This is a genomic window from Tenuibacillus multivorans, assembly GCF_900103915.1.
GTDB classification, from domain to species: Bacteria; Bacillota; Bacilli; order Bacillales; family Alkalibacillaceae; genus Tenuibacillus; species Tenuibacillus multivorans.
Window position 1 is genome coordinate 1 of the sequence record NZ_FNIG01000010.1, and the last position, 20,395, is coordinate 20,395.

The window sequence follows — 20,395 nt, forward strand, 5'->3', positions numbered from 1 at the left end:
AATAACATGCAACACGACGAGCAGTCGGAATTTAATATCATTATAGTCTGGGTTCCAAATAAATGGAATTCATGTCAATATCGCGGGGTGGAGCAGTCTGGTAGCTCGTCGGGCTCATAACCCGGAGGTCGTAGGTTCAAATCCTACCCCCGCAACCAATTTAATCATCGATACTACGTCGAGTAATCTTCTATGCGAGATGAAATCGTAGTACTCGTAAGAGTTCAACCAAAATTAAAATGGTCCGGTAGTTCAGTTGGTTAGAATGCCTGCCTGTCACGCAGGAGGTCGCGGGTTCGAGTCCCGTCCGGACCGCCATTAAAATATATTTATATTTTTAAACAACCATGGCTCGGTAGCTCAGTCGGTAGAGCAACGGACTGAAAATCCGTGTGTCGGCGGTTCGATTCCGTCCCGAGCCACCATTTATATGGAGGGGTAGCGAAGTGGCTAAACGCGGCGGACTGTAAATCCGCTCCCTCAGGGTTCGGGAGTTCGAATCTCTCCCCCTCCACCATTCATATTTTTATTACAAAAGTAGGGGCATAGTTCAACGGTAGAACAGCGGTCTCCAAAACCGCCAATGTGGGTTCGATTCCTACTGCCCCTGCCATTTTTAATATGGCGGTCGTGGCGAAGTGGTTAACGCACCGGATTGTGGCTCCGGCATTCGTGGGTTCGATTCCCACCGATCGCCCTCCGTTGGGCCATAGCCAAGCGGTAAGGCAACGGTTTTTGGTACCGTCATGCGCTGGTTCGAATCCAGCTGGCCCAGCCATAAGCGGAAGTAGTTCAGTGGTAGAACACCACCTTGCCAAGGTGGGGGTCGCGGGTTCGAATCCCGTCTTCCGCTCCATTAAGTCCTGCCGGGGTGGCGGAATTGGCAGACGCGCTAGACTTAGGATCTAGTGTCTTACGACGTGGGGGTTCGACTCCCTCCACCCGCACCATTATAAATAACATGCGGAAGTAGTTCAGTGGTAGAACACCACCTTGCCAAGGTGGGGGTCGCGGGTTCGAATCCCGTCTTCCGCTCCATTTTTTTATGTGGCGGCATAGCCAAGTGGTAAGGCAGAGGTCTGCAAAACCTTTATCACCGGTTCGAATCCGGTTGCCGCCTTCATCAGAAAGAATACATAAATAAAGCTGGAAAACAGTAAAATCTGTTTTCCAGCTTTTTTATTGTTGATTGAAATTTTATTACGATATTTTTCAAATAAGTTTGACATAAAATATCAAAAGAATTATAATTAAACTAAATTTTCAGAACAAATATGTGATACATAAGTCGCTAATCGAAATCAGCTGTATCTATTATTATAAGCGTATATTGTAAGCGCTTCATTTAAAATAAATTCGTGATTATACAACCTATATTAAAGAATATAAATATTACAAAGGTCTGATTACACATAAGTAGGATAAAAGCTATTTATGTGTTTCAAATAATTATTCATGATTTAGGGGGAAAAGAAGTGAGTAAATATTTTAGTTGGAAATGGGTAACGGTATTCGCTGCAATCCTCTTTCTAATCTTTACTGTTGGTTGCGCACCGGAAGAAGCGCCAATAGAAGATAATGAGTCAGAAGGTGGCAGTGAGGAATCAGATGACGAAACTAGTCAAGAATCAGAATCTGATGATGCGAATTCTGAAGAAGGTGAAATCAGCGGTGAGCTAGAAATTCAATATTTTGTTGGAGGCTACGGTGATTCTTGGTGGAAAGAAGTCATCAGTGATTTTGAAGAGGAATATCCAAATGTTGAGATTGTCGAACATGCTGGTCCGAACATTAATGAAGAGATGAGATCACGTTGGGTACAAGGCGACCCACCAGATGTTGTATACATTGATGGTGCGGGATCCAGTGAAACTCAAATGGTAGAAGATGGTCAATTAATGAATCTAACAGAATGGGCACAGGAAATTGAGCTCGAAGATGGTTCGCCTCTCTTAGATAGCTTTATTGCGGAACCAGCGTCCTACGATGGTGAGTTATATAGTTTACCATTAGTTTTTGATACGTGGGGAACTTGGTATGATATGGCTTGGTTTGAAGAAGGCGGATATGAAGTACCAAAAGACTTTGATTCATTTATGAGCACAATGGGTGATATAAAAGAATCAGAGGATATAGAGCCATTTGTAACAACCGGTCAATATCCTTACTATTTCTTAAGAGGTATGCTATACCCAGCGTTTGGTGCTGCTGGAGGCAATGAGTTGCTTGAGGATGTTATTACTGGAGCAGAAGGTGCATGGACAAGTGATGAGGTATTAGCCGTTATGCAAAATGTCCAAAAAATGCAAGAAGAAGGCTATATAGATTCTGGTTTTGGTGCATTGAATCATACGCAATCACAAATGAATTTCTTATTACATGACAATGCTTTCATACCAGTTGGATTCTGGTTACCGAATGAGATGTCAGGTGACACACCAGAAGATTTCCAATATGGTTTTATCCCTTCACCAATGAATGAGGCTGGAGAACCAATGGCCATTGTTCCGGATTTACGTCCACTTGCGATTGCAGAAGAGGCAGAAAATCCAGAAGCAGCGAAGGCTTTTGTTGATTTTGTATTTACAAAAGAGTACGCAAGCTTATTCTCAGAACATACAGGGGCGATTATGAATGTTGAGGGTGTAGACTTATCTGCAAATGAAAATGTTCCTCAGTATCTCATCGAAGCCAATGAGATGATCAATGACCCTGAGCAAGTACAAATTTATCACAAACCACATCCAATGAGTGCGGATTTAGAGACACCAATTAGTGATGCATTAGTGTCACTTATGTTAGGTAATATGACGGCAGAAGAATTTGTAGAAGAAGCCGAAAATGCCGCGGCTGAATATAGAAGTGAACAATAATTAAAACATATATGGAATGTGGAGATATTGATTCTCTGCATTCCATATGCTATTTGGGCGAAAAGAGTGATTAGATGGTACAGACAAAAAAACAGAAATATCTTTTCCTGGCATTTTGTTTAATCCCAACGTTCATCATGTTTAGTATCTTTACGCTTTATCCACTATTCAGTGGCCTGTATTACTCTTTCTTTGAATGGTCAGGTGCTTCCAATACTAGAGAGTTTGTAGGCTTTGAAAACTATGTAAAGCTATTTACAGATGACATTATTCCAGCTACGATTTGGCATGATTATTTTCTAGTCGTAACAAAAGTTATCGGAATTATGATTATGGCGTTATTTATAGCAGTCGCATTAACGCAATTAAAAATAAAAGAGGCGCCATTTTATCGCATTATCTTCTTTTTCCCAAATATTATGTCAGTCGTCGTAATAGGGATTTTATGGATGTTTATTTATAATCCTAGTCTCGGTCTAGTCAATTCTGGATTAGAAGCAATCGGACTTGAGGAATGGACGAGACCGTGGCTTGGTGATGAAAAATGGGCTTTACCAAGTCTTGTTTTACCTTCCATTTGGGCTGGTATAGGTTTATTTATGCTGCTTTTAATGGGTGGTATATCAAATATTTCAAAGAGTAATTATGAAGCGGCACGAATTGACGGTGCCAGTGAATGGCAACAATTTTGGCATATTACACTGCCATTGATTTGGCCTCAAATTAAAATTTCTATTCTTTATATAGTCATCACCACATTAAATGGTTCTTTTATCATTGTTCAAGTCATGACTGGCGGTGGTCCTAATAATGCCACACATGTGATGGGTTCATACCTTTATCAGCAAGCATTCACCCAATATAACTTTGGTTATGGTGCAACGATAGGTGTTATGATTTTAGTCTTGTCACTCATAACGGTATTGTTACTTCAATTCTTATTAAGAAGAGAAAAAGTTGAGTACTAAACAAGGGAGGTATTGTCAATGAAACGCACAGTGGGTGAAATGCTGGTTAGATCAGGTATTAGACTGCCGTTAATTTTATGGTCATTAGCCGTCCTATACCCAATCTTTTGGATGTTCTTAGGATCATTTAAAACGAACGCTGAAATTTATGCTAATCCATGGGGTATCCCGGAATCTTTTAGCTTTCAAAACTTTGTATCTGCATGGACGGATTATAGTTTAGATTCAAGTATTTTTAATAGTTTAATCGTAACGGTAGTTGGTGCAATTCTATGTTTGGTTTTAGCCATTCCGACCGCCTATGCACTTGAGAGAGTGCGGTTTAAAGGCAGTCATTTGTTATTTACGTTGTACATATCAGCCATGATGATTCCGATGGTACTCGGGTGGATTCCACTATTCTTTTTACTAGCCCAGTTTAATTTATTAGACAATATTTTCGGGCTAAGCATCGTATATGCGATTTCTCAACTGCCATTTACGATATTTGTCTTAACGAGTTTTATGGGTACGATTCCTAAATCATTAGAAGAATCAGCCGCAATGGATGGTATGTCACCTTATGGTATCCTTTGGAAAATCGTCGCGCCACTTACGACATCGGGAATTATGACCGTAACGATTATGAACGCTATTCAATTTTGGAACGAGTACTTTATGGCTCTCATTTTCCTTCAATCAGAAGGGAATTATACGCTAGCATTGGCTATTGATTTTATTAGTAATGAAGCTCAATATACGAATGCATGGGGAGTTCTGTTTGCAAGCTTAGTCATTGCAATTGTTCCTGTGATTATCTTGTATTCGATTTTCCAACGTCGTATTGCTCAAGGTATGACTGAAGGAGCTCTTAAAGGTTAACTGAATAATAATAAAATTAACCTTGATTGTTAAACCCATACTCATATATAATGTATATAACAAACACTAAATATAGTGTTTGTTTCTTTTTGGAAAAACTATATATAGTAATCAGTTTGTGTGGATGCCACAAGGCTTAATAGGGAATTTGGTGAAAATCCAAAACTGCCCCCGCAACTGTAAGCGTGGACGAAATGGGTTGCCACTTTATAAGTTTGTTAAAGCTACTTATAAGGGAAGGTCCAAAGTAGGCTGAAGCGTGAGTCAGGAGACCTGTCTACATAAGCAAAGTTTACATTTTCTTCGGGGAGATAAGAGAATGAAACGACTGTCATGAAACATGGTACGAGCATAGTACCGTTTTATAAATTCTGATACAGTTCGTTTTATTCGCTTCTTCTCGAGAAGCGAATTTTTTATTTTAGGAGGTTTCTTGTATGACTATTGAGACAAAGTCTAAAACGGTTGTGTTAAAGGGAGGTGGTGAAGAAAAATTTGAACCAGAACTACTAAGTACATACATCGATAGAATGACATCGGAATATCCGCATTTAGACACCGAAGAATTCAAGGATAAAATTATTCAATCGTTAGAGATGAAGGAATCGGTAACGACTGAGCAAATCATCAATGAGATGCTGTTAAGAGGCTTAGAGAATATCAGTCCTGAAGAACCCGATTGGACCTATGTGTGTTCAAGAATCTTTCTAGATCAGTTGTATAAAGAAGCGGCACTAAATCGCGGGTATAACAATGATCAGAAGTATGGGAGCTATTATGACTTACATCTTCAACTGAGTGAACTGAATATTTATAGCAATCATTTACTAAACAACTATTCAAAAGCTGAGTTTGATGAGCTTGATGGTATCATTTCACCAGATCGTGATTTGTTATTTAATTACATTGGCATTCGAACACTAGCTGATCGTTATTTAGCCCGCGATCATAAAGGGCGGGTTTATGAACTACCACAGGAGCGCTTTTTAACGATTGCTATGACATTAATGGTGAACGAGCCTAAAGAGAAGCGGTTAACTTACGTGAAAGAAGCTTACTGGGCTTTAAGTCATTTGTATATGACGGTCGCAACCCCAACACTAGCTAACGCCGGAAAATCATATGGCCAATTATCAAGCTGTTTTATTGATACAGTTGATGACAGCTTACAAGGTATTTATGACTCTAATACCGATATCGCTAATTTGTCGAAAAATGGTGGCGGAATTGGGGTTTATTTAGGGAAAATTCGTTCCCATGGCAGTTCGATTAAAGGATTTAAAGGTGTTTCAAGTGGTGTCATGCCCTGGATGAAACAGCTTAATAATACGGCAGTCAGTGTTGACCAGTTAGGACAGCGCCAGGGAGCAATTGCCGTTTATTTGGATGTTTGGCATCAAGATATCTTTAAGTTTTTAGATGCAAAGTTAAACAATGGAGATGAACGCCAACGGACACATGATTTATTTACGGGTGTGTGCATTCCGGATTTATTTATGGAAAAAGTTCAAGCCAGAGAAGATTGGTACTTATTTGACCCCCATGAAGTTCGTCAGGTCATGGGCTATAGCCTTGAGGATTATTATGACGAAGGGCAGGGCTCCGGATCATTTCGAGAAAGATACGAGGAATGTGTCAACCACCCAGATTTGACGAAGGAGAAAGTACCTGCGATTGACATTATGAAACGAATGATGATCAGCCAATTAGAAACGGGAACACCTTATATGTTCTATCGCGACGAGGCAAATCGTCAAAATCCTAATAGTCATAAAGGTATGATCTATTGTTCGAACCTCTGTACCGAAATTATGCAAAATCAAAGCCCAACAACTGTTGAGGAACAAACGACTAAAGATGGAAAAATCGTCATCACGAAAAACCCAGGCGACTTTGTCGTTTGTAACTTATCGAGTATTAACTTAGGGCGAGCGGTTCCGAATGAGGTTTTAGAACGCCTGATTCCTATCCAAGTACGTATGCTCGATAATGTGATTGATTTAAATAATATACCGGTATTACAGGCACAATTAACCAACCAAAACTATCGAGCTGTGGGTTTAGGTACGTTCGGCTATCATCATTTACTCGCCTTAAAGGGAATTAAATGGGAGTCTGAAGAAGCCGTTGCGTTTGCTGATCAGCTCTATGAAGAAATTGCTTATTTAACCATTCAAGCGAGTATGAATTTAGCCAAAGAAAAAGGATCCTATCCGTACTTTGAGGGTTCATCATGGGATAACGGGCAATATTTTGAAGATCGAGGCTATGTAACGCAAGATTGGCAACAATTAAAGGAAGATGTTCAAACCTATGGAATTCGTAATGGTTACCTAATGGCTATTGCGCCGAATTCCAGCACGAGTTTAATTGCTGGAAGTACCGCCAGTATTGATCCGATTTTTAAAAAGTTTTACTCAGAAGAGAAGAAAAATTACAAGATCCCTGTAACAGCCCCAGATTTAAATTCACAAACATTTTGGCTATATAAATCGGCTTACGATATAGACCATACATGGAGCATTCAACAAAATGCAGCACGTCAAAGACATATTGATCAATCGATTTCGTTTAATTTTTATGTCAAAAACGATATTAAAGCTAAGGAATTGTTAGATTTACATCTGTATGCTTGGGAATCCGGGCTCAAGACAACGTATTATACAAGGTCAACGTCATCTGATATTGAGGATTGTGAAAGCTGTGCATCGTAAAGGGAGGAAATACAAATGAGTCAAATCATAAAAGAAAGAAAGCTATATGATATTAATGCACCAAACGCATCAACAGGTATTATTAATGGAGAAAGCTCAAATGTTTTAAATTGGGATGATGTCCGATTTAATTGGGCCTATCCAATGTATAAAAACATGTTAGCTAACTTTTGGACACCATTTGAGATTAATATGTCAAACGACCGCAAGCAGTGGCCAGAACTGACAGACGCTGAACAAGAGACTTTTAAAAAAGTTATTGGCCTACTAGCATTTTTGGATTCGGTCCAAACAGATTATTCAGCAAAAGTCTCGGATTATTTAACGGACTCTAGTTTAGCAGCACTCATGCAGGTCTTATCTTTTCAAGAAGTCGTTCATAATCAGTCGTACTCCTATGTTTTATCATCTCTAGTAGATAAACAAGAGCAGGATCAAATTTTTGAATATTGGAAGCACGATGAAGTCCTGTTAGAACGTAATCAATTTATCGCTGAGGGCTATGAACGATTTGTAGATGAAAAAACACCACAAGCTTTTATTGAATCTGTTGTCTATGACGTCGTTTTAGAAGGCCTATTCTTTTATGCAGGCTTTGCCTTTTTCTATAACTTAGCCCGCAATCAAAAGATGGTTTCAACGAGTACGATGATTAATTATATTAATCGTGATGAATTAATTCATGTGAACTTATTTGCCCATATCTTTAAAGAAACGATTAATGAAAATCCCGAGCTCAACACGGATGATAATAGGCAGTTTGTTACTGATACGTTTAAGAAGGCTGTAGACCTCGAAGTAAAATGGGGAGAGCATATTATCGGAAATAAAATTGATGGCATTAACATGAATGAACTTGAAGCGTACATTAAATATACAGCGAACAAGCGATGTAAGTTATTAGGTGTGGAAGCTCCCTATCCTGAAATAACAGAGAACCCTATGAAGTGGATCAGAGCCTATAAAGATGTTGACGAAGGAAAGTCTGACTTCTTTGAACAAAAATCCCGTCAGTATACAAAGGTTTCAGACACAAATGGATTTGATGAGCTATAGTGTAGTTAGGCAGGTTTCAATGAAGCCTGCCTATTTCATAAGGTGTATTTCGGTCTAGTTATGCGTCTCGAACCATTGACAGTACGGGAAAAAGCGTGTTATATTAATATCTGTCGTTAGAAAAAAATATTTATTATATGCCGGTGTGGCGGAATTGGCAGACGCGTGCGACTCAAAATCGCATTCCTTCGGGAGTGTCGGTTCGAACCCGACCACCGGTATCTAATCTAAGCACACAAATAATTAAATATTATTATTGTAAAAGATAAAACATTAAGACAAGGAAAAATCCTTTTCCTTTTCAATTAAAGTGGAACAGGAATTGCGAGGGAAAGGTACCTTGTCATTTATCTCACCATGACTCCTTACAAAATAGAACGGGCACTTTCTCCCACACCTTATTTTAATAAATCCACTTCTCTCTTAATTCTTCAAACTTCCCTTTTAGTTCCATTTCCTCCATCCAGAAGTTCACTGTATTCGTAAACTTTGGATCTCCGTGATGCATCATGTACCCGAACTGACTTGGATTCCATGGATTATCTGCTAATGCTGCATATAATTGTTCATCATCATTTGCGTAGTAAATGGCCTCAATACTATCGGTAATCATCACATCAACTTCACCAGAAGCGACCATTCCTGGAATATCTAGATTATTCTCAACAACCACTACTTCTGCGTTCTTTATATTTTCATTTACAAAACTCTCATTAGTCCCACCTGGGTTTACGCCAATTTTTACATCTTCCTGATCAATTGATTCTAGGCTTGTAAAGCGTTCCTTATCCTCTTCACGAATTAGTGGGGATTTACCAAAAGGAATATATCCTGTTGAAAACTGAGCATCAATTTGTCTACTCATTTTCCTCGTAATACCACCCATCGCAATATCGAATTTATCAGCTAATAAGTCTTCCATGAGAGTTGGCCATGATGTACGAACAAATTTCACCTCTACACCTAGCTCTTCAGCTAATAATAAAGCAGCATCAATATCATATCCTTCATATTGTTTTGATTCTTCATTAAAAAATGTAAATGGCTTATAATCACCTGTTGTGCCAACCCGTATATATCCACGTTCTAGAATTTGATCTAGTCGAGAATGAACATATACTTCTCTTGATTCCTCATTCCATGATACCTTTCGATGTAACGCTTCACCTAGCCCCCTAGCCGAAACATAAGTAGTGCTGTTAACAGTATGTCCTGAGATAGCTTGTCCGTCAGCTAGTACTTTAACATCTGGCTTATCTTTTTCTGCAAAAGTTTGTAGAGTCATTGACGCAGCCACAAAACCAAAAGCAATTAATACAATTGCTAGCAGGACTTTTGTTATTAATTTCATCATACTTCCTCCTTCGCAACATAGATTTATAGATTAACAATTCTAATTTCTTATTTTAGACCTATCTTTTTGAGAAGTGTGTACTCTTTTGTCGAGATCCTCCAAATACATGAAAACATTAAGGACCTTGCAATAAAAGGAAAAGGAATACCTCTAAAACATTATAAATGTCGTCTGATTTGTGTGTGATTTACACTGTTTGGTACTAAAGTATGACCAATGCAAGAACATCAAAACATCCACAAATGTTGCAAAAACAACGTCTATGGGTGATTAAATATTAATTTATTTCAAAAGTCGAAAGATTAGAACATATTGCTCATAAATATAGGCAAATAACGACAAGATTTTTATGTCGTATCCTGTAATCTATTACTAATTTGATAGCTTACTAGAATAAGCTATCTTAAATTAATTTCGATACAGGAGGGGTCTTAGTGAAACAAAGATTACGACGCATTTTATTTCTTATTTCGACAGTGATGTTAGTTTTGAGTACTTTTTTATCAACGACGGCTATAGCAGAAACTCAAAACAATACGATTCAAGACAGTTTACAGCAAACATCAAGTCAAAAAATTGACAGCAAAGTTAAACAACAGATGGATAGCAGTGAGGAATTATCGCTAATCATTATATTAAATGAACAAATCGACGCTGCTAACATTATGAAACAGGCAAATAATAATGCAATTGAGAAAAACGAACTAGGGTTAAACAAGAAGCATATGGTGCGTTCTAAAATTTTGACGGAATTAAAGGCAAACGCACACCAAACGCAAGCGCCTTTACTAGAACTACTAAGCCAAGAAAAACAAAAGGGTAAAGTTAAGAAATTCAAATCCTATCATGTTATTAATGCCATTTCTTTCACCGGCTCAAAGGAAGTCATTGAAAAGATTGCTTCCTTTAAGGAAGTGAAAAAAATTTATTTAGATGAAGAGCGTAATTTGGTAACTGACACTGACTTGACGACAGCTTCTAGCGATGAAAATGTACAATGGAATGTCAATCAGGTATTAGCACCGCAAGCATGGGAGTTAGGAATTGATGGTACAGGAGCTGTTGTTGCAAGCATTGATTCCGGTGTTCAATGGGACCATCCAGCCCTAAAAGAAAAGTATCGGGGCTATAACGCAGCAGACGGAACAGTTGATCATCAATATAGTTTTTTTGATGCGGTAAGTGGACAAGCAGAAAGCTATGATGACAATGGGCATGGAACCCATGTAACAGGAACAATGGTCGGAAGCGAGCCTGATGGAACGAACAAAATTGGTGTTGCTCCTGGGGCAAAGTGGATTGCGGCGAAAGCATTTGATGCAAATGGGAGTGGTTCAGATTCTGATATTTTAGAGGCTGCAGAGTGGATTATGGCACCTGGGGGTAGAGTTGATATGGCTCCGGATGTCGTCAACAATTCATGGAGTGGTGGACCAGGTATCAATGAGTGGTTTTTAGAGGTCGTTCAAACTTGGAGAGCATATGGCATATTCCCGGTATTTGCAGCAGGAAATGCTTCGATTCTAGATCCAAATGGACCTGGTACTATTGCAAGTCCGGCTAATTATCCAGAATCCTTTGCTGTTGGTGCAGTGGATGAAGACGATGTTTTAGCCGATTTCTCGTTCCAAGGGCCATCTCCATATGGTGAAATTAAGCCTGAGTTAACAGCACCCGGGGTTAATATTCGCTCGACCTTACCAGATGGTGGATATGAAGACATGAGTGGTACCTCAATGGCGGCACCACACATTGCTGGAGCGCTTGCATTACTACGCCAGGCTAATGCCAATGTAACAGTAGATGAAATGGAGCAAATTTTAATCGAAACGGCTACTCCCCTAACTGATCAAGATTTTCCCGAGTCTCCTAATCACGGTTATGGATATGGGCTTTTGAACGCCTATGATGCCGTATTGTCAGAAACACAAGGTATGGGAATGATGACAGGGAATGTAACGATTGAAGGTGAAGACACAGAAGATCCTGTTTATACGCACACGCCTATTTCTGAGGTATCTGAAGGATTACAAATCGATCTTACAGTTCAAGCAAGTGATAATATCAGTGTTGAATCTGTCGAGTTAGCGTATAAATTAAATGATGGGGAGTGGAACCATGTTTCAGCAGAACGCATTTCTGGAGATTATTTAAATGGAGAATACCTCGCTACTATTCCAGCAGGTGTTGCCGATGCTGGAACGCTAACCTATCAATGGACTATTACTGACTATGCTGGAAATACAGTAATGAGTGAAGAATATTTAGTAACGGTATTAGAAAGCATAACAATTGGTTACTCTGAAGATTTTGAAACAGAACCTGCGGGCTGGACCATTGTTGGTGAAAATCCTAATTGGGAATGGGGAACCCCAACTTCAGGTCCTAATGGCGCAGCATCCGGTGAAAAAGTATATGCGACCAATCTTTCAGGAGATTATTCAAGCGGAATGAGAGAGATGCTCGTCATGCCACCAATCGTCTTACCTGATGGGCAGGCTTTCTTACAATTTAATCAGTGGTATAGCTTTGAACAGTCAGCATATACAGGTACGGCTTATGATTATGGATATGTCATGGTGTCAACGAATGGGCAGGATTGGACGGAGCTTTCAATGGTTAAAGGAGATTCCGGGTCTTGGGTTGATGCATCAGTAGATCTTTCAGAGTATGCCGGACAAGGAATTTTTATCGCGTTTTATACCTATTCGGATTTTAGTACAGAACAACCAGGTTGGTATATTGACGATGTTGCTTTAAGTGCTACAAATAATGGGAAAAGTGTTAATACAAGTTCAGATCCAGCAACAATCCATACATCAGACTTTGCCGATATAAATTCTGAAGTGGAAACGGACAACAGCTTATCACTATTACCGGTTGAAGCGCAAGTGAGTGTAATGGAAACGGGTAGGTCAGTCGTAACGAACCCTCAAAATGGGAGTTATGCTTTACGCCATCCTGCCGGGGAATTTAATGTAGTTGCGGAGTCCTATGGCTATCATTCCCAAACGAAAACGATTGAAATTGCAGATGACGAAGAGGTCACGACGAATTTCACCCTTCAGGAGAAAGCGAGAGGAACAATTACGGGTGTTATCACAGATGAATTAACAGGAGAACCAGTTGAAGGAGCAAAAGTCTATCTAGTAGAAGATGCCAATATTGAACCAGTTGAAACAAATGCTAATGGATCCTTCAGTTTAACTGCTTTTGAAGGAACATACACGTTAAAAGTGTCGGATCCAATGCATTATCCGAATACTGCGGAAGTGACTGTGGTCGGTAATGAAGAATCGGTTCAAAATATAGCTTTACCGCCAATTGTTGGTACATCGGAGACAATTGCTTATGATGATGGAACCGCGGAATCCCTTAACTATATGCATACAGCAGGAAATGGCTGGGCAGTGGAAATGTCACTTGAAGATGGGAAAAATCGAGCAGTCTTAACAGGAGGCTACTACAAATTCGATGGTGGAAATCGTCCGGATCCAGGTGGAACGGAATTTTTAGTCGAAGTGTATGACTCAACCGGCCCAAATGGTTTACCTGGTGAGAAAATTGCAGGTCCTTTTGAAGCCGAAGCACTCCGCTCTGATACAGATTGGACATTTATAGATTTAAGTGGTGAGGAAATTATTGTTGAAGGTGATTTTTACCTTGCTTATATTCAAAAAGATGACTATCCATATACACCAGCTATCAATAGGGACACAAGCTCTGAGTCTTCGGAAAGAAACTATTCTTATATTGATGGAGTTTGGAAGCAGACTTCACCTTCCGATGGAAACTACATGATTCGTGCTGTGGTAGCATATGATGAAGCCGTGCCGGAGATCACATCACCTTTAAACAATTTATATACGGCTGAAAATACGATTACTGTTGAGGGTCAAGCCAATCCGAATACAGAAATTCATCTATATAATAATGGATCAGAAGTAGCGGTGGTTTCATCGACGGAAGATGGGGCTTTTAGTGCTGAAATTTCCTTAACGGAAGGTACAAATGCTATTACAGCTCGAGCTACACAAGGAGAGAGTCTTACACGACCTTCCAATCAGGTGGAGGTAATATTAGATAGTGCATCTCCAATAGTATCCATTAACTCACCGCAAGATGGAGAGCAGTTTAATACAACATCGGTGACCGTCCAGGCTCAAGTGGAGGAAGAAAATCTGGAGGGTGTTACCATCAATGGTTCAGAAGCAGCCCTTGTTAACGGTAACTATGAAGCTGGTATAACCCTTGAACAAGGTGAAAATAGTATTTCAGTTACGGCTAAGGATAAAGCTGGAAATGAAACTGTCCAAACGATCACAGTCAATATTGACTCGGTTGCTCCTATAATCACGATAGAATCACCAGAAGATGGTGACACGACTCACAAGAAATCGGTGAAAGTAGAAGGACAAATCTCAGAAGCTAACCTAGAATTTATACGAGTGAATGGAAAAGATACGAAAGTAAAAAATGGTTCATTCCGTACAAATGTTAAACTAGAAGATGGTGAAAATATCATCATGATCTGGTCGAAGGATACATTTGGGAATGAAACATGGGAAGAAGTCAGGGTTATTTATGCAATTAAAAACGGAAAAGGAAAATAAATTTAAGGTAGGATTTCGTGGTAAGAATGAACCTTAAAACTCTACTTAAGAGCTCGCAAGCCTATTAAGGTTTGTGGGCTTTTTTGTATTGAACGGTTGAGTACTAACTTTAAGGGAAAGACCAAAGTGGTGAACCATTTCTTTTGTGTGTAAGTTGAAGGGCCCACCGGGTAATTTAAGCATACAAAAAGTATTGTTATCGAAAATAAAAGGCAGGATAAACTAAAATCCTGTCTTTTGGTTGTTATTGTACATCAGTATCCTCTTCAAACCAAAGCTGTGACCATTTTTCGATGTCTCGGATGATGGGTTCCATAGTTTTTCCTTTTTCTGTTAATGAGTACTCGATGATTACGGGTGTTTCTGGAATGACTTCTCGTTTTACTATTTCTTGATTTTCTAAATCTTTTAAGCGATCAGCTAATACTTTTCCACTTATGCCGATTGTAGACTGAATTTCACTAAAGCGTTGTGTACCTAATAACAATTGATAAATAACTAATGCGGTCCATTTTTGACTTAGTATTGAGATAGCTTTCTCAAACTTTGGGCAAATAGTTGGTTGTGACATTTAATTCACCTCTCTTCATATATAGTATACCACAATATGTTACTTGTTTATAAATATAAATCTACTTTCTTGACAAAATATAATTACTACAATAAATTAAGTTACATAAAGTAAGTTTATGGGCTAGTATTTATAATAATCAGGAGGACTAATATGGGATTTCACAGTAAACCAACAACATTTGTTGGTCATGTCAACATAAAGGTAGAGAATTTAAAAAGATCTTTACAGTTTTATCAAGAAATAATCGGATTAGATATTTTAGAGCAGACATCGCACGCAGCAAAACTCACAGCAGATGGAAAGACAAGCTTCTTATCACTAGAGCAACCTGAAGATGTGTTACCAAGACAAGGTAGAACAACAGGCTTGTATCACTTTGCACTTCTATTACCGAAACGTTCTGATTTAGCCAATTTCGTTGTTCACTTATCTGAAAAGGGAGTCCGTTTCGGGTCATCTGACCATCTTGTTAGTGAGGCCTTATATTTACATGATCCAGATGGAAATGAAATAGAAGTATATATCGATCGTGATCCGTCTGAATGGACTTGGAATGGAGAAGAGGTCGCAATGACTGTTGATCCACTGGATTTTAAAGGTTTATTAAAAAGCGTTGAACCGGGAATGCTTTGGACAGGAATGCCTGAAGGAACAATCATGGGACATATCCATTTACATGTTTCCGAACTAATAAAAACAGAAGAATTTTATGTCAAAGGACTTGGATTTGATGTGGTCAATCGTTTTGGGGGGCAAGCATTATTCCTTTCAACAGGAAAATATCACCATCATATTGGTGTAAACACTTGGAATGGCGTAGGGGCTCCAAAGCCAGCAGAAAATAGTGTTGGTATGGAATCTTTCACACTCAATTTGCCTAATGAAGAAGCAATCAAAGAAACAATTAATAGCTTGCAAAAAATTGGAGTATCGGTAAAAGAAGAAGAAGGAAGATTGATCACTTACGACCCGTCTGAGAATCGTATTGAGTTAACGGTTTAAGAGGGGAGAAATAGGATTGTCTACTATAAATGAAGGGAATTGAAGTAGGCATATAATTTGCTAGGTGCAAGTCATAAGAATAAAAAATGAAAGTAGGAGGAATATTGTTATGAAAATTGCAGTAATTGGAGCAAGTGGGAAAGCAGGGAATTTAATTTTGAAGGAAGCCGTTAACCGAGGTCATCAGGTGACATCAATCGTAAGGTATGCATCGAAAATAAAAAATCAAGACGTCCCAGTCATTGAGAAAAATATTTTTGATCTTGAAGCAGCAGATCTTAACCCATTTGATGTAGTCGTTAATGCATTTGGAGCACCACTTGGTGAAGAACAAGCACACGTGGATGCAGGTCATGCATTAATCGAAAATCTAAAAGGAACGGATACAAGATTAATCGTAGTCGGAGGAGCAGGCAGCCTTTTTGTTGATGAAAGTAGAGAAGTTCAAGTAATTGATACGCCTGATTTTCCGGATGCATTTAAACCAACTGCGAATGGTCAAGCACGAAACTTACAGGAGTTACAGGAGACAACAGACTTAACATGGACATTTATTAGCCCTTCCGCTATATTTGATCCAGAAGGTGAAAGAACAGGTACTTATAAAGGAGGTAGTGATGTCCTTCTTGTAAATTCAGAAGGTGAGAGCTATATTAGCTACGCTGACTTTGCTATTGCAGTAGTGGATGAAGCGGAGAATGCAAAACATATAAACAAAAGATTTACTGTTGTTGGTGAGTAATAGCTAAATACCCTTTTATAGGACCAATGCTTTGAGACATCTCAGAGCATTGGTCTTTTTCTTTAATAAGATAATCGAAAAAATGTAAAGAAAGAGTAAGGTTTATGTAAATTTTTATTATTTTAAACTTTACGAATACTAAACAATATTATTGCGATTCCTCTGATAAAATTGTAGTAAAACAGGGAGATAAAATGAAGTAAGGAGTTGTTAATATGCGCATAGCTAATTTTTTTGATATCTTCTTACCTAAAGTAAATGGAGTAGCAAAGACTCTGAAAAGGTACACAGATTATCTCTATGAAATTAAAATTGATTACAAATTATTCATTCCAGAAAGTAGAGCACCTGTTTCTCAACTTCCCCATGTCCAACGTTTTATGAGTATTCCATCCTTCCTCTACACAGAATACCGTTTATCATTACCAAATCCACTTAAAATTAAACAGTCATTAGAAGAGTTCAAAACTGATCTTATTCCTATCGTTTATCCTTTTAAACCCCGTTCTTCGTTGCCGTGGAAGATGGCTGAAATTAAATATAATAATGGTTGCTTCTTTGATTTGGTAGGTGTTTGATACTAGGTCGCTCCAATCTATTATAACGCGTGGTCAAAAGAAACAAAAAAAGGTTCTAATTAAAGAAAAAGAAAGAGTTTTTACTGATAATATTATCAATATAAGGGACTGGCACAGAAAATCATTGAGCTAAATTTAATTACTAATTTGGTAGAGGGCGGAGGGATTAATGTGTTTATTACGGCCGAACATATCGGTAAGGGATTAACTGGATTATTAGTAATAATTATTCTATTATTGTTTCCGTTTTATCCTTATTCGATTTTTGATGATCAGAAAAGTTATTCTACTAATCCTGACCATATAAGTTTAGATCAATATTATAATGATTTAAAAGAATATATGAGTTCATACGAACAAGTTTTAGATGAACCAACTACCGATGAAACAATGGAATCAGCGCTTAATCGAACACAATTTGTTATTGAATTGATAGACCAAAAATTGCTAGTCAATAAGGATCCTGAAAATATAAAAATAGAGGTTTTAGATAATATTTTATTTGAGGTAAGGAATACGAGTATGATTTTAATAGATCTTTCGACTTATGGTGATTATTCAAGAAATCAAAAACAATTTTTAGCTGATAGTGGTCAACGATTACTATTATTAGAGGAACTTATCAATAATATAAAACAGGAAAAGCTACAACCCTTATATGTTCATCAAACAGATTGATTGTTACTTTTAATTTGAAACCATATCCTAACGTATCATTAAGTATTCTTGGTTATTATAATATCGGCTATATCAGGAGCTAAAATGAAGAAGTATTTATAAGTATTGTATAATCCCCTTGGGTTGGTTGAAGATAATCATAATTCAAAATCCAGGGAGGCATAAAGATGACTAAAGATTCAGAAGCACATAAGAAAAAGCGAAACGGTGAGGGTAAGCGGCCGGATGAGCAAAGAAGAGGTAAAGCTAAATAAACTGCTCGAAATACTAAAAATTAAAGAAAAATATATTATTGATATGTGTGAAAACGTCTTCCTGGTAGAAGGCGTTTTTCTTTAGTTAAAGACCTCGTTACATGTTTTTTATGATAAAATGAACAGTGTTAAATGGACAACTTAGGAGTGAAAAACATTGAATAAAAAAGACATCGCAAACATTCGAAAACAGTTTAAATTAGATAATGATCTTTTACATATTAGCGAGATTTTTAACGTGTACGTCATGAAGGAATCGAGCGAAATCTATCATCATCAAAGTCTATTATTTGATTTGCTAGAAGAGGAACAGAAAGAGCTATTTATGGATAACTTTAAAAAAGTTCTATCAGGTCAGTTGGATGAAAAATTGTTTGAATTAAAGTTTCAACGTGATGTGGAAAATAGCAGTCAGCTCATACTGCATCAGGGACTACTCAGTCAAGGTACAAATGAATGGACGAGTCATATGCTTCAAATCGTGGAAAAAATGTTGAAGGATAAGCAATATGAAATGGATATTGTCGTTACTTTTATTCGAGGAGAATATCGAAAACCGATGAAGCGCCGCAATGATGAAGCGGAGCAAAGTGAGCGAAATGCGGTCTATTCTCACCCTTTTATTCTATGTAGCATGAATAAAACCCAGGATCCGAAAAAGGAATTACTTTTCGATTATGTAGAAAAAGAGTTTAAGTATAATATTGTTGTTGATCCAATTATTAATCTGAAAGCACCGATATCTGGATTTTTATTCCCAAGTATAACGGACAATGCTTCTGATGTTAACCATGTCCTTTATTCAACAGGGAAGGCTAATGAATTGGATTATCATTTCATAGAAGAAGTATTAAACGCAGAAGAGATCATGACGGCTCAAGAGGATAAAATGGTGTTTGAGGAAATTGTCAAAAACGTAGCTGGTAGTCAAATCAACACTTCCACACTTTGGAATGTTTACGATGAAATCCATCGTGTTGTAGAGGACAATGAGGAAGAGGATATACCGAAATTAGATAACAAAGATGTAGAACAAGTCTTAAAAAGCAGTGGAATAGAAGATATCAATAATGAAAAGGTAGAAACGGCATTTAAGAATGTGGTTGATGATGAGGCTTATGAGTTTAAAGCGAGTAATATTGTACCGAAATATAATTCAAAGTCTATTAAAATAAAAACGAAAGTAGCGGATATTTCGATTAGTCCACAAGACCTAAAGTATGTACGCCAAGTCCAACTGAACGGAAAGCTTAGCTTGATGATTGAAGTAGAAGAAAATACGGTCATTGAAGGTTTTGAAATGATTCCCGAGGCTTTATTCAAAAAAGGTGAAGATCAATCAGACTAACTCTTGAAATAATGTGATGGCCATGAGAAATATAAAAAATATTCTATAGCCCAACTCAATCGATTTGAATCCCCAACGAATCGTGCTGAGTGCCCAGCAAGAAGCGATTGAAAAAATAAAAGTATAATTTAATTGTTATAACTTTGAAAAAACTGTATTCAATAGATTTAAAGAATGATTTATCAACACAACTTTATGGAAATGGAAGATTTTAAAAGTATATAACCTAGTCTAGAGAAAAATTAGTGGAATTACTTAGAATTACAATTAAAGTTCTTATTTTAAAACCTTCGAATATATTAAGTATAAAATACATATATTGGAGGTTTTATCATGCAGTATTATTATGGTCACCAGATGCCTTTACGAGTGCTTGATGAAGCGGAGTTTTGGAAACATCAAGAAGAAGAACATACGGTTGTGATTAGAGAACTTGTAAGCAATCTTGAACAGAAATATGTGGAAGCATTAAAGGAATGGGAAAAAGAATTTGCTAAGGCACATCAACGAGTCATAAGGTATATCGAAACAGTCAATCGCTCAAATGGACAAGTTTCTCAAACACTCTACCAGGATACGATGCAACTTATTTCTTTTTGTTTACAGCAGAGTGAGGAGTTTATAAATTTCTGTCGTACACTAATGGAAGAAAGTGAACCTATTAGTACCAATAATACAGCTAAAGTTGTTTTAAATCATATCATTGTTGAGTCGGAGTATTTTATAGGTGTTGCCCAAACGATTTTATATCACCAGTATACGGTTTGATATAGTGAACAG

14 protein-coding genes, 12 tRNA genes and 1 riboswitch are annotated in these 20,395 nt (G+C 37.8%); of the genes, 24 read left to right on the plus strand and 2 right to left on the minus strand.

The features are described 5' to 3' along the window. The first annotated feature begins 81 nt into the window (after positions 1–81). The 17 genes from BLP77_RS13065 (at position 82) to BLP77_RS13145 (ending at position 8,693) form a co-directional block, all read left to right on the plus strand. Positions 82–158, plus strand: a tRNA-Met gene (locus BLP77_RS13065). Between the two features lie 83 nt (positions 159–241). After that, a tRNA-Asp gene (locus BLP77_RS13070) sits at positions 242–318 on the plus strand. Between the two features lie 31 nt (positions 319–349). Beyond that, positions 350–425: transfer RNA gene (locus tag BLP77_RS13075), tRNA-Phe, on the plus strand. 7 nt (positions 426–432) lie between these two features. Next, positions 433–517: transfer RNA gene (locus BLP77_RS13080), tRNA-Tyr, on the plus strand. Between the two features lie 22 nt (positions 518–539). Further along, a tRNA-Trp gene (locus tag BLP77_RS13085) sits at positions 540–613 on the plus strand. 11 nt (positions 614–624) lie between these two features. Continuing rightward, positions 625–697, plus strand: a tRNA-His gene (locus tag BLP77_RS13090). Positions 698–703: 6 nt separating this feature from the next. Next, positions 704–778: transfer RNA gene (locus tag BLP77_RS13095), tRNA-Gln, on the plus strand. Positions 779–781: 3 nt separating this feature from the next. Then, positions 782–856 (plus strand) — tRNA-Gly (locus BLP77_RS13100). Between the two features lie 9 nt (positions 857–865). Then, a tRNA-Leu gene (locus tag BLP77_RS13105) sits at positions 866–950 on the plus strand. A 13-nt stretch (positions 951–963) separates the two neighbouring features. Further along, positions 964–1,038, plus strand: a tRNA-Gly gene (locus BLP77_RS13110). Positions 1,039–1,049: 11 nt separating this feature from the next. Continuing rightward, a tRNA-Cys gene (locus BLP77_RS13115) sits at positions 1,050–1,120 on the plus strand. 355 nt (positions 1,121–1,475) lie between these two features. Next, positions 1,476–2,873, plus strand: a complete 1,398-nt coding sequence (locus BLP77_RS13120) for an ABC transporter substrate-binding protein (protein WP_371859596.1) — start codon at positions 1,476–1,478, stop codon at positions 2,871–2,873. Between the two features lie 74 nt (positions 2,874–2,947). After that, complete coding sequence (locus tag BLP77_RS13125; protein ID WP_093857582.1) at positions 2,948–3,841, plus strand: carbohydrate ABC transporter permease; 894 nt, start codon at positions 2,948–2,950, stop codon at positions 3,839–3,841. A gap of 18 nt (positions 3,842–3,859) precedes the next feature. Next, positions 3,860–4,702 (plus strand): carbohydrate ABC transporter permease, encoded by an 843-nt coding sequence (locus tag BLP77_RS13130; RefSeq protein WP_093857583.1) that lies wholly within the window; start codon positions 3,860–3,862, stop codon positions 4,700–4,702. A gap of 105 nt (positions 4,703–4,807) precedes the next feature. Next, positions 4,808–4,997, plus strand: a riboswitch (cobalamin riboswitch). 142 nt (positions 4,998–5,139) lie between these two features. After that, positions 5,140–7,416: a ribonucleoside-diphosphate reductase subunit alpha gene (locus BLP77_RS13135; RefSeq protein WP_093857584.1), complete on the plus strand. Its 2,277-nt coding sequence runs from the start codon at positions 5,140–5,142 to the stop codon at positions 7,414–7,416. Positions 7,417–7,431: 15 nt separating this feature from the next. Beyond that, a complete protein-coding gene (locus BLP77_RS13140) occupies positions 7,432–8,472 on the plus strand; it encodes a ribonucleotide-diphosphate reductase subunit beta (RefSeq protein ID WP_093857585.1) in 1,041 nt (346 codons plus the stop codon). A gap of 139 nt (positions 8,473–8,611) precedes the next feature. After that, positions 8,612–8,693 (plus strand) — tRNA-Leu (locus BLP77_RS13145). A gap of 182 nt (positions 8,694–8,875) precedes the next feature. On the opposite strand, the gene BLP77_RS13150 is transcribed toward BLP77_RS13145, so the two are convergent. Continuing rightward, entirely contained in the window at positions 8,876–9,823 is a 948-nt protein-coding gene (locus BLP77_RS13150; RefSeq protein WP_245686889.1) for a transporter substrate-binding domain-containing protein, read from the minus strand. A gap of 437 nt (positions 9,824–10,260) precedes the next feature. Here BLP77_RS13150 and BLP77_RS13155 point away from each other — a divergent pair, with 437 nt between their 5' ends. Then, positions 10,261–14,439 (plus strand): S8 family serine peptidase, encoded by a 4,179-nt coding sequence (locus BLP77_RS13155; RefSeq protein ID WP_093857586.1) that lies wholly within the window; start codon positions 10,261–10,263, stop codon positions 14,437–14,439. 244 nt (positions 14,440–14,683) lie between these two features. On the opposite strand, the gene BLP77_RS13160 is transcribed toward BLP77_RS13155, so the two are convergent. After that, positions 14,684–15,010: a winged helix-turn-helix transcriptional regulator gene (locus BLP77_RS13160; protein WP_093857587.1), complete on the minus strand. Its 327-nt coding sequence runs from the start codon at positions 15,008–15,010 to the stop codon at positions 14,684–14,686. A 153-nt stretch (positions 15,011–15,163) separates the two neighbouring features. On the opposite strand from BLP77_RS13160, the gene BLP77_RS13165 reads away from it, so the two are divergent. From BLP77_RS13165 to BLP77_RS13190, 6 genes are all read left to right on the plus strand, one after another. After that, positions 15,164–16,015: a VOC family protein gene (locus BLP77_RS13165; RefSeq protein ID WP_093857588.1), complete on the plus strand. Its 852-nt coding sequence runs from the start codon at positions 15,164–15,166 to the stop codon at positions 16,013–16,015. A 109-nt stretch (positions 16,016–16,124) separates the two neighbouring features. Continuing rightward, a complete protein-coding gene (locus BLP77_RS13170) occupies positions 16,125–16,757 on the plus strand; it encodes an NAD(P)-dependent oxidoreductase (RefSeq protein WP_093857589.1) in 633 nt (210 codons plus the stop codon). A gap of 215 nt (positions 16,758–16,972) precedes the next feature. Next, entirely contained in the window at positions 16,973–17,335 is a 363-nt protein-coding gene (locus BLP77_RS13175) for a glycosyltransferase family protein (protein WP_093857590.1), read from the plus strand. A 171-nt stretch (positions 17,336–17,506) separates the two neighbouring features. Continuing rightward, positions 17,507–18,013 carry a hypothetical protein gene (locus BLP77_RS13180; RefSeq protein WP_093857591.1) on the plus strand — a complete coding sequence of 169 codons (507 nt, stop codon included), beginning with the start codon at positions 17,507–17,509 and terminating at the stop codon, positions 18,011–18,013. A 411-nt stretch (positions 18,014–18,424) separates the two neighbouring features. After that, the gene (locus tag BLP77_RS13185; protein WP_093857592.1) at positions 18,425–19,615 is read left to right on the plus strand and encodes a DUF4317 domain-containing protein; all 1,191 of its coding nucleotides are present in this window, start codon (positions 18,425–18,427) and stop codon (positions 19,613–19,615) included. 333 nt (positions 19,616–19,948) lie between these two features. Continuing rightward, complete coding sequence (locus BLP77_RS13190; RefSeq protein WP_093857593.1) at positions 19,949–20,383, plus strand: DUF2935 domain-containing protein; 435 nt, start codon at positions 19,949–19,951, stop codon at positions 20,381–20,383. Positions 20,384–20,395: the final 12 nt, after the last annotated feature.